This window comes from Paenibacillus foliorum (assembly GCF_013141765.1).
GTDB lineage: Bacteria > Bacillota > Bacilli > Paenibacillales > NBRC-103111 > Paenibacillus_S > Paenibacillus_S foliorum.
Genome location: NZ_WHOD01000045.1, coordinates 239,298 through 254,308 on the forward strand (window position 1 = coordinate 239,298; position 15,011 = coordinate 254,308).

The following is a 15,011-nucleotide window of genomic DNA, read 5'->3' on the forward strand; positions in this document are numbered from 1 at the left end:
GCTAGGCTCGTTCTTTAGAGGGTTGTTTAAAAAGCTTAGCTTCATAAAAACCTACTCGGTTCCAGTGTATGCCACTTTTTAAACTCACACTATTAAGTAAGATTAACATTATTCACAATACGAATACAAGCTGCACCATGTTATGAACATATTATCTTGCTAACGAATTCATGCTAGAGAACATCTTTATTCGAACATATTAATTTATACGTTTGGCAGCGACTCTTGCCCAAGCATCAGCTTCCATAATTTGTTCCAAATCAGGATTAGATACAAGAACATGCTTGTCTAAAGCATCCGAAATGATGTCTTCAATTTGTAGAAATTTAATTTCTCCCTTTAAGAAACGTTCAACAGCTGCCTCGTTAGCCGCATTAAATACAGTCGTAGCTGTACCCCCTGCTAAACCACTCTCAAAGGCCATTTTTAAACAGGGAAACCGCTCGTAATCCATCTCTCTAAAATGTAGCTTCCCAATTTGAGCCAAATTCAAAGAGGCTGTCGGCGTCTTCAATCGCTCAGGATACGTAAGCGCGTACTGAATCGGAACTCTCATGTCAGGGTTACCCAACTGAGCTATAATGCTGTTGTCAGCAAATTCCACTAAGGAATGAATGATGCTCTCCGGATGAATAAGCACCTCGATCTGCGAATACGCCAATTGGAACAACCAATGAGCTTCAATCACTTCAAGACCTTTATTTACCATTGTCGCCGAATCAATAGTGATTTTGGCTCCCATGGACCAATTCGGATGCTGCAATGCTTGCTCAACCGTAACATGCTGCAAGTCCTCACGTGTACGATCTCGAAAAGAACCACCTGAAGCTGTTAATGTGATTTTATGTACATTCTTCATAGATTCACCGTTCAGACATTGAAAGATAGCTGAATGCTCACTATCTATAGGTAACAATTTAACGCCGCGGCGCTTTACTTGCTCCCTTACAATATGTCCTGCGGTAACCAATGTTTCTTTATTAGCCAGTCCTATGTCCTTGCCAGCCTCAATCGCAGCAAGAGTTGGACGAAGCCCTTGACTGCCAACCAATGCACTGACCATATAGTCCGCATCCGTTCCAGCAGCAACCTCGAGCAAACCCTCTTCGCCATAATAAACTCGAGTGGATGAAGGAACCATTAGCTTTAATTCATCTGCCAAGCTTTTCGTTGCAACGGAAACTTTCTTGGGCTTAAATTGATTGACTTGCTCTGCTAGTAAGCTTAAGTTATAGCCTCCAGCAAGCCCTTCTACAGCGAAAAGATCCGGGTAATGGGAGATCACATCTAGCGTTTGGGTGCCAATTGACCCTGTTGATCCGAGGATCGCAATGCGTTTCATCACACTTCACCTCAACATTGAATTAGAAATGAGGAATCAAAGAAAGCAGATGAACCGCGGGAAACACAATCAACCAGCTGTCCACTCGGTCCAGTACACCGCCGTGTCCGGGTAAAAGCGCCCCAGTATCCTTAATCCCTTTAACCCTTTTATAAGCAGATTGAATTAAGTCCCCCATCTGCCCAACTATTGCAATTATGAATCCTAATAACAAAGCATGTCTCCAAGAAAGCATGTCCGGTTGAATAATAGAGAAGATGACGGCGACAGCCATGGATATAATAATACCGCCAACTGCGCCTTCAATAGATTTTTTCGGACTGATCGTAGGCCATAAGAGATGTTTCCCAAATGCGGAACCTGTAAAATAAGCACCGGAATCTGTCGCCCATATACAAAAAAAGACAAGCAACGTCCAAAAAATCCCGCCGTTCTCCATTATCCGGGTTTCAATCATATAATGGAAACCAATACCAATATATACTACACCCAAAAACAACATAGAGATATCGTCGATTGTCACTTTGTTTTTAGATGTTACGGTAATACACAGCATAATAAATAAAATCAACCATGGAAGATGGTCTAACGAGGCAAAGGAATAAGCCCCAGCAGCTTTCCAAGGAAATGCTAGACACCCCACAGCCAAGTAGCCTACCCAATTCGTAATTTTATGTATTTGCAAACCGTTCATTCGAACAAATTCATTATATCCAATTAGTGACAGGATAAGGATTAAACCGGTAAACCAAAAGGACCCCAAGTACAATAAGATGAAAAAAGCAAGACCTGCAGTAATCCCAGTAATGATCCTCTGCTTCAAATCCATTCCTCCATTGCTTACTACAAGCCGCCATATCTGCGTGCCCGACGTTGATATTCTGTCACGGCCTCGTAAAAATGCTGTTCTGTAAATTCAGGCCAGCATAAGTCAGTAAACCACAGTTCGGAATAGGCCAACTGCCACAGCATAAAGTTGCTAATGCGGAGTTCTCCGCTGGTACGGATCAACAAATCGGGGTCAGGTAGTGGATGCGTTAATAAATAGCTTGAAAAAACCGAATCATCGATGGCTTCAGCTGTTATTTTGCCGTCCGCTATATCTTGTGCCATCTGCTTTACTCCAGACAGCATTTCTTTACGACTGCCATAATTCAAGGCAAAATTAAGGATGAGTCCTGTATTGTGCTTCGTTTGATCAATAGCATCCTGGACAGCCTTAAGAGTATAGTCTGGAACCCCTTCTTGCCAACCCGTCATGCGAATTTGCACATTGTTAGCAATCAACTCTTCAATTTCCTTCGGGAAAAATTCAAGCGGAAGCTTCATTAGATATTCAACTTCTTCTTTTGGCCGTTTCCAATTTTCTGTGGAGAATGCATACATAGTAAGCACATTTACACCGATTGCATTAGCAGCCATTGTAATTCTTTTAACGTTTTTCATCCCTGAATGGTGGCCGGCAATGCGCGGCAGCCCTCGCTTCTGCGCCCATCGACCATTGCCGTCCATGATGACCGCGACATGGTTCGGAATATTTTCAGCATCAATGTGCGAGATTTGTTCCTCACTCCGTTGATTGCCTCCAAACCATTTTTTGAAAGGTATCATTTCATTTGCCTCCAATAAGGAAAGACTAAAAGCCCCCTCAAGAGGGGGTCTTTTCCAATTATACTTCCATAATCTCTTTTTCTTTTGATCCTAAAACTTTTTCAACTTCACCGATATATTTATCGGTAAATTTCTGAATATCCTCTTGATGCTTGCGAGATTCATCTTCAGAAATACCGTTTTTCTCAAGCTTCTTGATGTCATCATTCGCATCGCGGCGAACATTTCGAATCGCTACCTTAGCCTCTTCCCCAAACTTGCGGGTCATCTTAACGAGGTCTGCTCTACGTTCTTCCGTCAATGCAGGAATAACGATACGGATCATCGATCCGTCATTAGATGGAGTAATACCCAAGTCCGACTTCATGATAGCTTTCTCAATAGCAGATACTGAGCTTTTATCCCATGGTTGGATCATTAAGGTGCGAGAATCCGGGGTATTAATATTGGCAAGTTGACTAATTGGCGTCATAGCACCATAATATTCAACTTGTACACGATCCAGCAATGCTGGAGTCGCTCTTCCTGCACGTAGGCTGGAAAGATCCTTCTTTAGCGAGCTAATTGCCTTATCCATGCGATCTTCCGCACTCTTTTTAATTGATTGTGGCATATTATTAAACACTCCCTTTTACAATCGTACCTATTTTCTCTCCGAGTACTACGCGTTTAATGTTACCACTCTCGGTTATGGAGAAGACGATTAACGGAATATTGTTATCCATGCAAAGCGATGAAGCTGTGGAGTCCATAACACCCAAGTTTTTGTTCAAAACTTCCATATAAGTTAAGGTTTCAAACTTCTCTGCGCTAGGATCCTTGAATGGGTCCGCTGAATAGACTCCGTCTACTCTGTTTTTCGCCATAAGGATTACTTCTGCTTCAATTTCCGCTGCTCTTAAAGCCGCAGTAGTATCGGTTGAGAAGTACGGGTTACCCGTTCCAGCAGCAAAAATAACAACTCTTCCCTTTTCAAGATGGCGAATTGCTCTCCTCCTGATATAAGGCTCTGCTACTTGCTGCATCGTGATAGACGTTTGTACACGTGTAGGAACATCGATTGTTTCCAAAGCATCCTGAAGCGCAAGTGAGTTCATCACAGTAGCTAACATTCCCATATAATCTGCTGTTGCTCGGTCGATTCCTTTTTCACTACCCGCTATGCCTCTCCAAATGTTGCCGCCGCCTACAACAATGGCCACCTCAACATTAAGCTCCACGACTTCCTTTACTTGCAAGGCAATGGATGTCATAACTTCGGAATCGATACCATACCCAAGCTGTCCTGCCAATGCTTCTCCGCTCAATTTCAAAATAACTCGTTTAAAGATAGGACGTTCCAAGCTTAAATACCTCCGTTCAAAAAAGCAGCTATGGTTGTTTATGTTTAAAAAAGAAGGAACACTAAGTGTTCCTACGTTTCTCGATTCCCTATTTATTACTTCTTAACTTGAGCCATAACTTCTTCTGCGAAGTTTTCTTGTTTCTTCTCAAGGCCTTCACCTAGTTCAAAACGAACAAAGCGACGAATAGTGATGTTCTCACCAATTGTAGATACTTTTTCGTTAAGAAGCTGGCTGATTTTTTTGTCTGGATCTTTAATGAAGGATTGCTCCATCAAGCAATATTCTTCATAGTATTTGCTAATACGGCCATCGACCATTTTTTCAACAATATTAGCAGGCTTGCCTTCATTCAACGCTTGATTTTTCAAAATTTCACGTTCTTTATCTAGAGCTTCCTGAGGTACTTCTTCACGACGTACGAACAATGGGTTTGCTGCTGCAATTTGCATTGCGATGTCTCTTGCAAACTCACGGAATTGATCTGTTTTACCAACAAAGTCAGTTTCACAGTTAATTTCAACTAATACGCCGATACGTCCACCTGCATGAATGTAGGATTCAACAACACCCTCAGTGGCAATACGACCTGCTTTGTTAGCTGCTGCTGACAATCCTTTTTCACGAAGCAATTCAGCTGCTTTAGTCAAATCACCGTTTGCTTCTTCCAACGCTTTTTTACAATCGAGCATACCTGCTCCTGTTTTTTCACGCAATTCTTTTACTGCTGCTGCATTTACCGCCATGATTTGGCCTCCTTGTAAGATAGACTATGTACTCTAAAAAAAGGGCGGTGAAAGGATTTTGCACCTTTGAACCACCCTTTCCTATTCAGCCCTTAAGCTGTTGTTTGTTCACCTTGGTGTGCTTCGATAACTGCATCAGCAATTTTAGCTGTCAACAGCTTCACCGCACGAATCGCATCATCATTACCAGGAATGACATAATCGATTTCATCTGGATCGCAGTTTGTATCAACGATACCAACGATTGGGATACCCAATTTGCGAGCTTCTGCAACCGCGATACGCTCTTTACGAGGATCGATGATGAACAATGCGCTAGGAAGACCTTTCATGTTCTTGATACCGCCCAAGAACTTCTCCAAACGCTCTTGCTCCTTACGAAGAATAATAACTTCTTTCTTAGGAAGCACTTCGAATGTACCGTCTTGTTCCCATCTTTCCAATTCCTTCAAGCGATCGATACGCTTTTGGATAGTTTGGAAATTTGTTAATGTACCACCCAACCAACGTTGGTTGATGTAGTACATTCCGCAACGCTCTGCTTCTTCCGCAACGGAATCTTGAGCTTGCTTCTTAGTACCTACGAATAAAATCGTGCCGTTATCGTCTGCAACGGATTTAACAAAGTTGTAAGCTTCTTCAACCTTCTTAACCGTTTTTTGCAAGTCGATAATATAAATTCCGTTTCTTTCAGTGAAGATGTAACGATCCATTTTTGGATTCCAACGACGGGTCTGATGACCGAAGTGTACCCCTGCTTCTAAAAGCTGTTTCATGGAGATTACTGCCATCTTCACACACCTCCTCTAAATTGGTTTTTGGGTCTCCTCCGCCAGATCGCACTTTCGACATAAAACTTCCCACCAGGAAGCACCATTACGCGAATTGATCAGCGTGCGTTTTAACACCGTGAATAACTATACCACAACTGAATATGGTATGCAATACCTGATATAAATAGAACAAAAGCCAAACCTTATAAGAGGTTTGGCTTTTATCTTGTGGTCAGGTTAGTCACCACTTGACTGAGATCTAATGTGCCTTTAAAAACGTGAACCCCAGCTATGATCTTAGCATTTAATTGCTGCTTGGCCATTAACTCTTCAAAAGCCGCGCGATCAGTAATCACACCGCTTTTTACAAGCATATCGGCAACAATACCTGCGGATTGTCCGTCATAAACATAAATATAGGTTTCTTTGACGGGTGAGGGAGCTGGGGCAACAGCAGGCGCCTTATCCTGCTCTTCCTTCAGCTTCTGCTGCACGATAGTATCCACCTGCGCCTGATTGTACAGCTTCTGATCATTTTCATAGACCTTATAATATTTGGAAGCTGCTTCCTTGAGCTGCTGTCGATCCATCTCAGAAGGAGATACAGGATTATTTGCAGCAATACCTTGCTGTTTTCCTGGGGAGGTAGCAAGGTTCATCAATTGCAGCAGTAGAGCGCCAGCAATCAAGCCGGTTCCTAAACCGTACAACAATGATTTGTTAGTGGGCATTCAATCGCTCCTCCTGCTTCGCCAACTGGATGATCAGGTTGACTTCTCCCTTGTTCATACCCAGCTTCTTAGCAATATGATCGATAGCTTTGCCTTGATCATACATATCAAATAATTCGGAATAACGTACTTTTATGTTCATTGGAGTTGAAGCTGTTTCCGGCACATCTTCGATTATCGCAGCTGCAACTTCAACTGAAGCTGAATTAGGCTCTAAAGGTACAGCAAGAGGCATTTCCCTTGGCTGAGAAATTTGCTTTTGCAGGTCTTCTGTAACAACGCCCAGCTTCATTATATCTTGTCCGACTTGACCCGACTGTTTTTCAAGCATTTCAATTCGTGAGGTCAATCTGGCGGATTGTAATTCGTAGTCGCGCTTCGTTTCCGCAAGCAGTTGAATCAGTGCCTTATTTTGTTCATCCAACTCTGCTGTAAAATGCTCCATGGTTTCTTCAATCTCATTAATAGTAGGATTTTGTTGTCCTTTGGATGTGTTTGATTTAGGCATAATCTTAGCATATACAATAAAAACCAAACCAAACAAAACAATATAGACCCAAGGTTGATCCAATGTGTTCACCTTTTTCCAATCATTAGATTACAGAGACAAATCAATATGTTTACCTTTAAAAGGGTGATCAATCCGTCCGATTGCCTTGGAATCTTCCGATTCACTGACTCCCGGTTTGCTTCTTGCCTTTTGCTTGCGACCACCCGACTTGTCCCGCTCCTGATCATGAACGGATGCATGAAGTACATCGTCCGCTTTACTTGCAACCTGCCGCTCCTTCTCCGCTTGTTTAAGAGAAGCCGAAGCAAGCTGTACTTGATCTTGTTGTGGTTTATGATTTAATTGATTCTGCAGCAAACCTGCTTCATCATTTTTGTGTAAGGCGAATTGGAGCTCAACCGGTCTCATACTCATGGAAATTCCTCCTTGAGTTTATAAAGGTTCTATTATAAAGGTGCCATTGCGATATCTCCGTCGGCTAATCTAAACCTTACACGAGTAATAGGATCCTTAATAAATTTAGTATAACGTCCTATTACCACTTTGGCACCACTATAAATAGTAGAAACGACTTCGACCTTAGCCTTGTCAGAATCTTCGAGCGACTTCTCAATCTCAAATATACGATCTTTAATCGTAGCTTGCTCTTCCGAAATTTGTTTTTTGGTGTGATTAAGTTTTATACGCATGGCGACTTTGTCAGGTCCCATTTGACCCGTTGCGGCTAATTGATCCAACAGTACCAATGCTTTATCTGTTTTATCAACATTCTCATTCACACTTCGAAGCTGTGTTCTTAATTGAACGAGTTCATTACGCAGATCAGGCAATACCCCAACCTCAATTACGGTTGCCGTTGACATCGAGTTTCCTATAGTTCGCGCGGCAACAAGCTCCCCTGCTTGAATGGTACCGCCAACAATAAGGCCCTTTGTACCCTTGCAAATGACTTCTTTACTTGCGCGAACTGTTGAATGCATTATACTCTGGCTGACAAGAACCTCATGGGCTATAATCGTAGCGTCTTGTATAAAGGAACTTTTAATACGCTTGCCAGCACGGATAGTCCCTTTATTGTGACCTAAAATACCGGCACTAATTTCAATAGAACCGTCCGCGTCCAAGTCGGCACCTTCAACGCTTCCTGTAATTCGGATATCCCCAGCAGCTTTAATTTTGAACCCTGTCAATACACTGCCTCGAATAACAACAGACCCGACAAAATCTATATTTCCTATGTTGTAGTCAACATCGCCATTTACTTCAAAAATTGGGAATACATTTATTTTATCTCGATCAGATTGCGTGATCATTCCGTCTATAGCTGCATACATGGCGACTTGCTCGGCATCCATAACGACATTTTTCCCAGGTTTGAGACGAGCTTCCTTCCCATCCTTTGCCGGCAATGCTTCACCCGTCACTGCTCTTCCAGGAGTACCTTGAGTCGCAAGAATACGTTGGGCTATCAATTGACCTTTGCGAACGTTATGTATCGTTGTAACCTCTTTAAAATCGACTTTACCGTCCTCAAGCTCTGTCGGCTTTTTGGAATCGTTCCCCAAGTCAAATTGATACTTAATAAATCCATCGTGACCGTTCTTCGGAGGTGTTCCTGTAGCAATAAGTGTTTTGTTCAAAAATATCTCTTTAGGATTGCGGATGATCTCGTTCAGTTTAGAACGATCAATTCCGTGGGAAATTTGATAGCTTTTTAGAACCTCTTCAAGCTGTTCCATGTTAAAAGTCAAGCTGTCTTCATAGTTTTTAAATTGTAAGAAAGCATTAAGCTTATTATCGGATAGAGAAATTTCCATAAAAAAACTTAGTGGAATAGCTTGCTCCGCCATAATTACCCTCACCTTCTAAGTATCAAGAATCTTGAAACAACTGCTCTTGGTAACGTCCCAGTGAGCCACGAAGTCTTAAGATTGCCTTTGAATGCAGCTGTGAAATGCGTGAAGGTGAAAGGTTCATTACTTCAGCAATTTCACTTAATGACAATTCCTCATAATAAAATAGAGAAACCACCGTTCTTTCCTTCTCTGTAAGCCTTTCAATAGCTTTGGCTAAAGTTTCTTTCAAATAAAACTCATTTACTTTATATTCAGGATTTTTAGCTTTCTCATCAATAAGCAGGGAAAGCCTCGTCTCCGAATCTTCTTCACGAATGGGGTCGTCAATAGAACAAACGGTAGTAATAGCTATTTCTTGTACCATTTGCCGAAAGTCATTTTCACTAACTTGTAAATACGAACTAATTTCCTCATCGGTAACAGTACGTAAGTATTGTTGTTCCAGCTTCTGGTAAGCCTCTTCAATCTTCTTTGATTTTTCACGAACGGATCTTGGCACCCAATCCCCCTGGCGCAGACCATCAATGATAGCACCACGGATACGCCAGGAAGCATAAGTTTCAAATTGCAGTCCGCGCAGGTAATCGAATTTTTCAATTGCATCAATTAATCCCATAACGCCAAAACTCGCTAAATCATCTTTTGCCACATTTTTCGGTAAACCTATAGACAGACGGTTCGAAACATAATCCACTAAAGGTAAATAAGTTTCGATCAGCGACTGTTTTGCTTCAATCAAGCCGGATTCTTTCCACTGCTTCCAGACATCAATATTGGATAAATGCGACTTTTGTTGAATCATTAACGGTTGCCACCACCCTTATTCTTCCGTCATGTGACGTACGGCTTGAGCCAACTCCCCTGCATCCATGTTCTGTTTACTAGATAGCTTTGGGGGATTCAACGGAGCAAAGCCCGTTCCTCCACCGGATGAATTAGATCCTTTCAGCATATCGTGCAGTGCTGCATCTTCATCCGGTGTAGACATATCTAGTGTTGTTCCTTTGTGATCATCTGCAGGTTCTTGGTGTAGCGCCTCAGTTACGGCTAATTGGTTAAATCCTGCAATCGTCCCTAGCACCCAACGGAACAAAAAGACGACTGCAAACAAAATAATAAAACTATAAAAACTTCTTAACAATGTCGTCAGCCAAATATTATTGAAAATAGATATCAAAAATGTAAGTACAAACGATATGCCGCCAACGATAAAATTCCAACGAATAGTCCCTAACATAGCCTACAGCTCCTTTACTCCTTGAAGTACACTTCGGATTAAAAGGACGCCGGTCTCACAGTTGAATTCAATAGTTCTTCCATAATTGCCACCCGTGTCTTCAGCCCGTAATGGTATGGAGAATTGCTTCAGCATTAATTTGCAGGATTCAACATTTCTGGGTCCAATACGCATCGTGTCCGAGTTGCTAGCAAAGGCGAACATTTGTGCGCCACCTGCCATTTTTGCTTCTAATCTACTTTTCACAGCACCTAAAGCTTGCATCTTCGAAATCAGATCCGGAATCGCAGTGTCGGCATACTTAGCAATATTCAATTTGCCTTCTCTCGCAATCTCAGAATCAGGCAGCATAACATGTGCCATCCCTGCGACCAGCGCTTTTGAATCATAAAGAGTAAGACCAACGCAAGACCCTAACCCTGTCGTTTTCAGCACCCCGGTCAAGTGTGTAACATTCAGATCAGCCATGGCTACTTTAATAAAATTATCTTGAATCATGGAGTTTGCACTCCCAAAGCAACAAAAATTTTGTCGAATGATTCCGGATCAGGGATGAGGAAAAAATGGCCTTCCACTTCATCGTTACCATCCAAAAATTTCGTGTCAATAAGTAATGCGGAGTCTCCCATTTGACCGAATTGTAGAAGACCATAACTCAGAATAGCACCCGCCATATCAATAGCTAATGCCGGAACTGTCGGTGACATATACAGCTGTGTAAAATCAGCTAATGAAGATAAATAAGAGCCCGCCAAAATATTACCTATTTCGCTTAAAGCAGAAAGTTCCATCTCTGTATAATGTTCGTCATCGACTACCTCAATACCTACCAGATTGCGCAATAATTTTTTGGCTGAATCTAGTGATATTATGAAAAATAGGTTGCCGGGAGTTTCTCCTTCTACCCTTAGGAAAATGGCAATGACTACCTGCTCCGCACCGCCAACACTTTCTGCTATTTCCTCAAAAGCTACCATCCTAACTTTGGGAACCAACATATCTACCGGTTTATCGAGCAATTTCGACAAAGCTGTAGCCGCATGTCCAGCGCCTATATTACCTATTTCCTTGAGAACGTCCATCTGAAAATCTGCGAATCGATCAAATAGTTCCACACAAGTTACTCCTCTAGATTTTCTAATTGGACAATTTCGCTTTTATTTAAGACTTCCTCAAGATTCAAAAGAATTAATAATCGAGTATCGCTTACCTTCGCTATTCCTTGCAAGTATTTGGCTTTAATTCCACCAACCACCTCGGGTGGGTCATCAATGCAATCCGTGTCGACATCAATGACATCATTAGCGGAATCCACGATCAAGCCAACCTCGATATCTTTTACAGCTACTATAATAATTCGTGTATTATCCGTATATTCGCCTTCCTTAAAGCCAAATCTGCCACGAAGGTCAATGACCGGGGTAACCACACCGCGCAAATTAATGACGCCCTTAACAAATTCAGGTGTTTTGGGAACTCTTGTCATTGGCTGCATACGCTCAATCGTACGCACCTTTTCTACCTCAACGCCATATTCCTCGTGTGCCAAAGCAAATACGATTACTTTGATCTCTTCTCCCATATTCCCGTGCCTCCTCTTAGTTATCAACTAGCATCAGTTAAGTTAATTTGCAGGGATTACTTAATAAGTGCATTTGTATCGATAATTAAAGCCACTTGTCCATCTCCCAAAATAGTAGCCCCAGATACTGCAAACAAATTGGTAAAATATTTGCCCAGTGTCTTTAATACGATCTCTTGTTGACCAATAAATTCGTCTACCACCAAGGCGGCCAGTCTTTCACCTTTACGTATGACCACAATCTGTGTTTCACCTTCATTGATCTCATCAGCAGCACCAGGCACTTCAAACAGCTTAGCTAATGGAACTAGAGGGATGACGCTGTTGCGGTAATCTACCATCAAGTTGCTATGTACGACGCGAATCTGCTCTTGTTTAATAGCTGCTGTCTCAACAATGGAAGATAGTGGGATCGCATATTTCTCGCTGCCCATACGAATAAGCATTGCAGATATGATGGACAAAGTAAGCGGAAGTTGAACTGAGAATTTCGAACCTTTACCTAGCTTGGAGGTAACTTGAACTTTTCCTCCTAAACTCTCAATCTTAGTTTTTACAACATCCAATCCTACTCCACGTCCAGATAAATCAGAAATTTTATCGGCCGTACTGAATCCAGATGCGAAAAGCAGCAAGTAAACTTCTTCATCCGATAATCGGGATGCCTGATCTTGCGTCACTACGCCTTTTTTAATAGCCGTCTTAAGGATATTATCCCGATTAATGCCGCGGCCGTCATCTTCGATTTCTATGAAAACATGATTGCCGCTATGATATGCACGTAAGTTGATTGTACTTGTTTCTGATTTTTTTGCCGCAATTCGATCTGCCGTAGGTTCAACTCCATGATCAACCGCATTTCTCAGCAAGTGAACAAGCGGATCACCAATTTCGTCAACTACCGTTCGATCTAGCTCCGTGTCAGCACCGGTAATGATTAAATCTACCTTTTTATCCAAGCTTTTAGCAACGTCGCGGATCATCCTTGGAAATCTATTAAATACCGTATCTATTGGAACCATGCGCAGCTTCAAGACGATTCCTTGAAGATCGCTGCTCACTCTAGTCATATGCTCAACCGTTTCGGTCAGCTCGCTCTTTTTTATTTCGCTAGCTAGCTGTTCAAGTCGAACCCTATCAATCAACAACTCACTAAATAGGTTCATCAACGTATCCAAACGCTCAATATCCACACGAATGGTTCGGTTAGCTACTGGAGCATTTGCTGCAGCCGGCTTCTTAACTTCTACTTTTTCTGGAGACTCCGTCTTAGCTACTGCTGAAGCAGCCGCAATTTCCTGTTGAGCAGCCATAATTGGAGGCTTCATCAACTCTTCTAGTTTAGCCGAGTCCAACACGCTAACTACTGCTTTATCGATTTCCGATACACTAGAGATTTGTTTTTCCAGGCTTGCTCTATCCGTACTAGATATGAAGAATACCGAAAACTCATTGTCAAATCGTTCTTGTTCAATATCTTCAACAGGAGGATTAGATTTAATAACCTCACCGTTTTGTTCCAATACATTGAACACCATATAGGCACGGGCAGCCTTTAGAACACAATCCTCACGAACGCCAACCTCAATGTAAAACACACTAATTCCTGCTTCAATGGACTGTTGAATAATGGATAATTGAAATTCGTCTAAAATTTCAGCTGAGGAAGTTTCTACCTTTGCAGCAGAAGCACTACCACCTGTACTGCCTTTCAAATATTCACCGGTAACGATAGATTTCAAGGCGGCAACGATAACTGTAACGTCCGCCTTCCCCGTCCCTCCTTGAATGATATCTTCAACCATGGACTCCAAGGAATCCAAGCTTTTGAAGATGCAGTCAAAAATAAACGAATCCATTTTTAATTTAAGGTTCCGTACCAAGTCCAATACATTTTCCATCTCATGAGTTAATGATGCCAGATCCTCAAAGCCCATCGTTGCCGACATCCCTTTGAGCGTATGTGCAGAACGGAAAATATTATGTACGATGCTTATATCTTCAGGGTTGCTTTCAAGACTCATCATATTATCGTTCAAAGCTTGTAAATGCTCTCTGGATTCGTCAATAAACATAGATAAATATTGATTCATCTCCAAAACCATACACCTCCGTCAATGTAGTTCATCCCAAATGCTGTAGTCTTATTTCAATTTAATTTGTAATGACTGCTTGTGATATCTTCCGAGCAATTTCCTGCTGAGGCAGAACATGCATAACGCAGTTCAATTCTACAGCTGCTCTTGGCATCCCATATACAATGCATGTTTCTTCCGATTCCGCGATAGTAGTTGTGGCTCCAGCTTGTTTTAATGCCAGCATCCCCTTGGCTCCATCCGCCCCCATCCCTGTCATAAGAACAATATGACGCTTCAATTCTTTGAGCGGAAGCAAAGATTCAAAAAGGATGTCAACGGATGGTCGATGACCGGCCCTAGGATCTTCTAGGTTCAAATGAATTTTGTATGCCCCAGGGCCGTTCCGAGCTATAGTCATATGGTAACCCCCAGGCGCTATATACGCTGTGCCATTTTGAAGGATCATTCCATTCTCGGCCTCTAGTACATTCAGCTCAGATACAGAATCCAACCGCTGTGCCAAAGATTTGGTAAAGTTGGGCGGCATGTGCTGTACGATTACGATTGGAGCTGGCGTATGTCCAGGGATCTGTGAAATGACTTGATGCAATGCCCTAGGACCCCCAGTAGATGTCCCTATTGCAACAAGTTGGCTTACATGTGATGACGGTTTCAATTGTTGTTGCTGCTTTTCTGTAATGGACTGCACGACGGTTTCGGTAGCTACTGCTAATCTGGGTGATGGTTTGGAAACCAACGGATTTAATTGAAACTTGTTAACATTCGTTTTCACTGCTATATGAAGCTTCTCTAAAAGAGCTGTCTTCACTTTATGAAGATCCAAGGAAATGGAACCTGATGGCTTTCCTATAAAATCAACGGCGCCTCTTTCTAAGGCAGTTATAGTTTCCCTTGCACCATCTTGTGTTAAACTGCTCAGCATGACCACTGGTGTCGGCAGTTCAGACATGATTGCCTTTAGAGCATCTAGTCCATTCATTTCCGGCATCTCAATATCCATAGTAACCACGTTCGGTTTAAGCTTTTTAACAAGCTCCAAGGCTTCCTTACCATTTTTTGCGGTTGCCACTACTTGAAACTGAGGATCCTCCGAAATGAGGTCTGTAATGATTTTTCTCATAAAAACAGAATCGTCGACTACTAGCACTCCATATGGTTGCATTATTTGTCTAACACCTCC

At 42.1% G+C, this 15,011-nt stretch carries 18 protein-coding genes; all 18 read right to left on the reverse strand.

The window, feature by feature from the left end:
• Positions 1-199: 199 nt before the first annotated feature.
• Positions 200-1,342 (reverse strand): 1-deoxy-D-xylulose-5-phosphate reductoisomerase, encoded by a 1,143-nt coding sequence (locus tag GC093_RS09360; protein WP_171651590.1) that lies wholly within the window; start codon positions 1,340-1,342, stop codon positions 200-202.
• A gap of 22 nt (positions 1,343-1,364) precedes the next feature.
• A complete protein-coding gene (locus GC093_RS09365; protein WP_171651591.1) occupies positions 1,365-2,165 on the reverse strand; it encodes a phosphatidate cytidylyltransferase in 801 nt (266 codons plus the stop codon).
• A 20-nt stretch (positions 2,166-2,185) separates the two neighbouring features.
• Complete coding sequence (gene uppS / locus GC093_RS09370; RefSeq protein ID WP_171651592.1) at positions 2,186-2,953, reverse strand: undecaprenyl pyrophosphate synthase; 768 nt, start codon at positions 2,951-2,953, stop codon at positions 2,186-2,188.
• 58 nt (positions 2,954-3,011) lie between these two features.
• Positions 3,012-3,566 (reverse strand): ribosome recycling factor, encoded by a 555-nt coding sequence (gene frr / locus GC093_RS09375; RefSeq protein ID WP_171651593.1) that lies wholly within the window; start codon positions 3,564-3,566, stop codon positions 3,012-3,014.
• 4 nt (positions 3,567-3,570) lie between these two features.
• On the reverse strand, positions 3,571-4,296 hold the full coding sequence (gene pyrH, locus GC093_RS09380; RefSeq protein WP_171651594.1) for a UMP kinase: 726 nt from the start codon (positions 4,294-4,296) through the stop codon (positions 3,571-3,573).
• 95 nt (positions 4,297-4,391) lie between these two features.
• Positions 4,392-5,042 (reverse strand): translation elongation factor Ts, encoded by a 651-nt coding sequence (tsf, locus tag GC093_RS09385; RefSeq protein ID WP_171651595.1) that lies wholly within the window; start codon positions 5,040-5,042, stop codon positions 4,392-4,394.
• A 92-nt stretch (positions 5,043-5,134) separates the two neighbouring features.
• Complete coding sequence (gene rpsB, locus GC093_RS09390) at positions 5,135-5,833, reverse strand: 30S ribosomal protein S2 (RefSeq protein ID WP_171651596.1); 699 nt, start codon at positions 5,831-5,833, stop codon at positions 5,135-5,137.
• A gap of 203 nt (positions 5,834-6,036) precedes the next feature.
• Entirely contained in the window at positions 6,037-6,546 is a 510-nt protein-coding gene (locus tag GC093_RS09395; protein WP_171651597.1) for a hypothetical protein, read from the reverse strand.
• Positions 6,536-7,117 carry a hypothetical protein gene (locus GC093_RS09400; RefSeq protein WP_171651598.1) on the reverse strand — a complete coding sequence of 194 codons (582 nt, stop codon included), beginning with the start codon at positions 7,115-7,117 and terminating at the stop codon, positions 6,536-6,538. Before GC093_RS09400 ends, GC093_RS09395 begins: the two co-directional genes overlap by 11 nt.
• Before the next feature lie 27 nt (positions 7,118-7,144).
• Complete coding sequence (locus tag GC093_RS09405) at positions 7,145-7,471, reverse strand: hypothetical protein (protein WP_171651599.1); 327 nt, start codon at positions 7,469-7,471, stop codon at positions 7,145-7,147.
• A gap of 32 nt (positions 7,472-7,503) precedes the next feature.
• The gene (locus GC093_RS09410) at positions 7,504-8,907 is read right to left on the reverse strand and encodes a flagellar assembly protein A (protein WP_171651600.1); all 1,404 of its coding nucleotides are present in this window, start codon (positions 8,905-8,907) and stop codon (positions 7,504-7,506) included.
• A 22-nt stretch (positions 8,908-8,929) separates the two neighbouring features.
• Positions 8,930-9,715 (reverse strand): FliA/WhiG family RNA polymerase sigma factor, encoded by a 786-nt coding sequence (locus tag GC093_RS09415; protein ID WP_171651601.1) that lies wholly within the window; start codon positions 9,713-9,715, stop codon positions 8,930-8,932.
• A gap of 18 nt (positions 9,716-9,733) precedes the next feature.
• Entirely contained in the window at positions 9,734-10,150 is a 417-nt protein-coding gene (locus tag GC093_RS09420) for a hypothetical protein (RefSeq protein WP_171651602.1), read from the reverse strand.
• Positions 10,151-10,153: 3 nt separating this feature from the next.
• Entirely contained in the window at positions 10,154-10,648 is a 495-nt protein-coding gene (locus GC093_RS09425) for a chemotaxis protein CheD (protein ID WP_171651603.1), read from the reverse strand.
• Positions 10,645-11,232: a chemotaxis protein CheC gene (locus GC093_RS09430; RefSeq protein WP_216624566.1), complete on the reverse strand. Its 588-nt coding sequence runs from the start codon at positions 11,230-11,232 to the stop codon at positions 10,645-10,647. Before GC093_RS09430 ends, GC093_RS09425 begins: the two co-directional genes overlap by 4 nt.
• Positions 11,233-11,270: 38 nt before the next feature.
• The gene (locus GC093_RS09435; protein ID WP_171651605.1) at positions 11,271-11,732 is read right to left on the reverse strand and encodes a chemotaxis protein CheW; all 462 of its coding nucleotides are present in this window, start codon (positions 11,730-11,732) and stop codon (positions 11,271-11,273) included.
• 56 nt (positions 11,733-11,788) lie between these two features.
• Positions 11,789-13,831, reverse strand: coding sequence for a chemotaxis protein CheA (locus tag GC093_RS09440; protein WP_171651606.1), 2,043 nt, complete (start codon positions 13,829-13,831; stop codon positions 11,789-11,791).
• 55 nt (positions 13,832-13,886) lie between these two features.
• Entirely contained in the window at positions 13,887-14,993 is a 1,107-nt protein-coding gene (locus GC093_RS09445) for a protein-glutamate methylesterase/protein-glutamine glutaminase (protein WP_171651607.1), read from the reverse strand.
• Positions 14,994-15,011: the final 18 nt, after the last annotated feature.

Bases quoted from the DNA above. Each gene is read 5' to 3' on its own strand.
- GC093_RS09435 (WP_171651605.1), bottom strand. From the start codon at position 11,732: ATGGGAGAAGAGATCAAAGTAATCGTATTTGCTTTGGCACACGAGGAA.
- GC093_RS09410 (WP_171651600.1), bottom strand. From the start codon at position 8,907: ATGGCGGAGCAAGCTATTCCACTAAGTTTTTTTATGGAAATTTCTCTA.
- GC093_RS09445 (WP_171651607.1), bottom strand. From the start codon at position 14,993: ATGCAACCATATGGAGTGCTAGTAGTCGACGATTCTGTTTTTATGAGA.
- GC093_RS09430 (WP_216624566.1), bottom strand. From the start codon at position 11,232: ATGGACGTTCTCAAGGAAATAGGTAATATAGGCGCTGGACATGCGGCT.
- frr (WP_171651593.1), bottom strand. From the start codon at position 3,566: ATGCCACAATCAATTAAAAAGAGTGCGGAAGATCGCATGGATAAGGCA.
- GC093_RS09415 (WP_171651601.1), bottom strand. From the start codon at position 9,715: ATGATTCAACAAAAGTCGCATTTATCCAATATTGATGTCTGGAAGCAG.
- GC093_RS09425 (WP_171651603.1), bottom strand. From the start codon at position 10,648: ATGATTCAAGATAATTTTATTAAAGTAGCCATGGCTGATCTGAATGTT.
- GC093_RS09420 (WP_171651602.1), bottom strand. From the start codon at position 10,150: ATGTTAGGGACTATTCGTTGGAATTTTATCGTTGGCGGCATATCGTTT.
- GC093_RS09395 (WP_171651597.1), bottom strand. From the start codon at position 6,546: ATGCCCACTAACAAATCATTGTTGTACGGTTTAGGAACCGGCTTGATT.
- tsf (WP_171651595.1), bottom strand. From the start codon at position 5,042: ATGGCGGTAAATGCAGCAGCAGTAAAAGAATTGCGTGAAAAAACAGGA.
- GC093_RS09360 (WP_171651590.1), bottom strand. From the start codon at position 1,342: ATGAAACGCATTGCGATCCTCGGATCAACAGGGTCAATTGGCACCCAA.
- GC093_RS09405 (WP_171651599.1), bottom strand. From the start codon at position 7,471: ATGAGTATGAGACCGGTTGAGCTCCAATTCGCCTTACACAAAAATGAT.
- uppS (WP_171651592.1), bottom strand. From the start codon at position 2,953: ATGATACCTTTCAAAAAATGGTTTGGAGGCAATCAACGGAGTGAGGAA.
- rpsB (WP_171651596.1), bottom strand. From the start codon at position 5,833: ATGGCAGTAATCTCCATGAAACAGCTTTTAGAAGCAGGGGTACACTTC.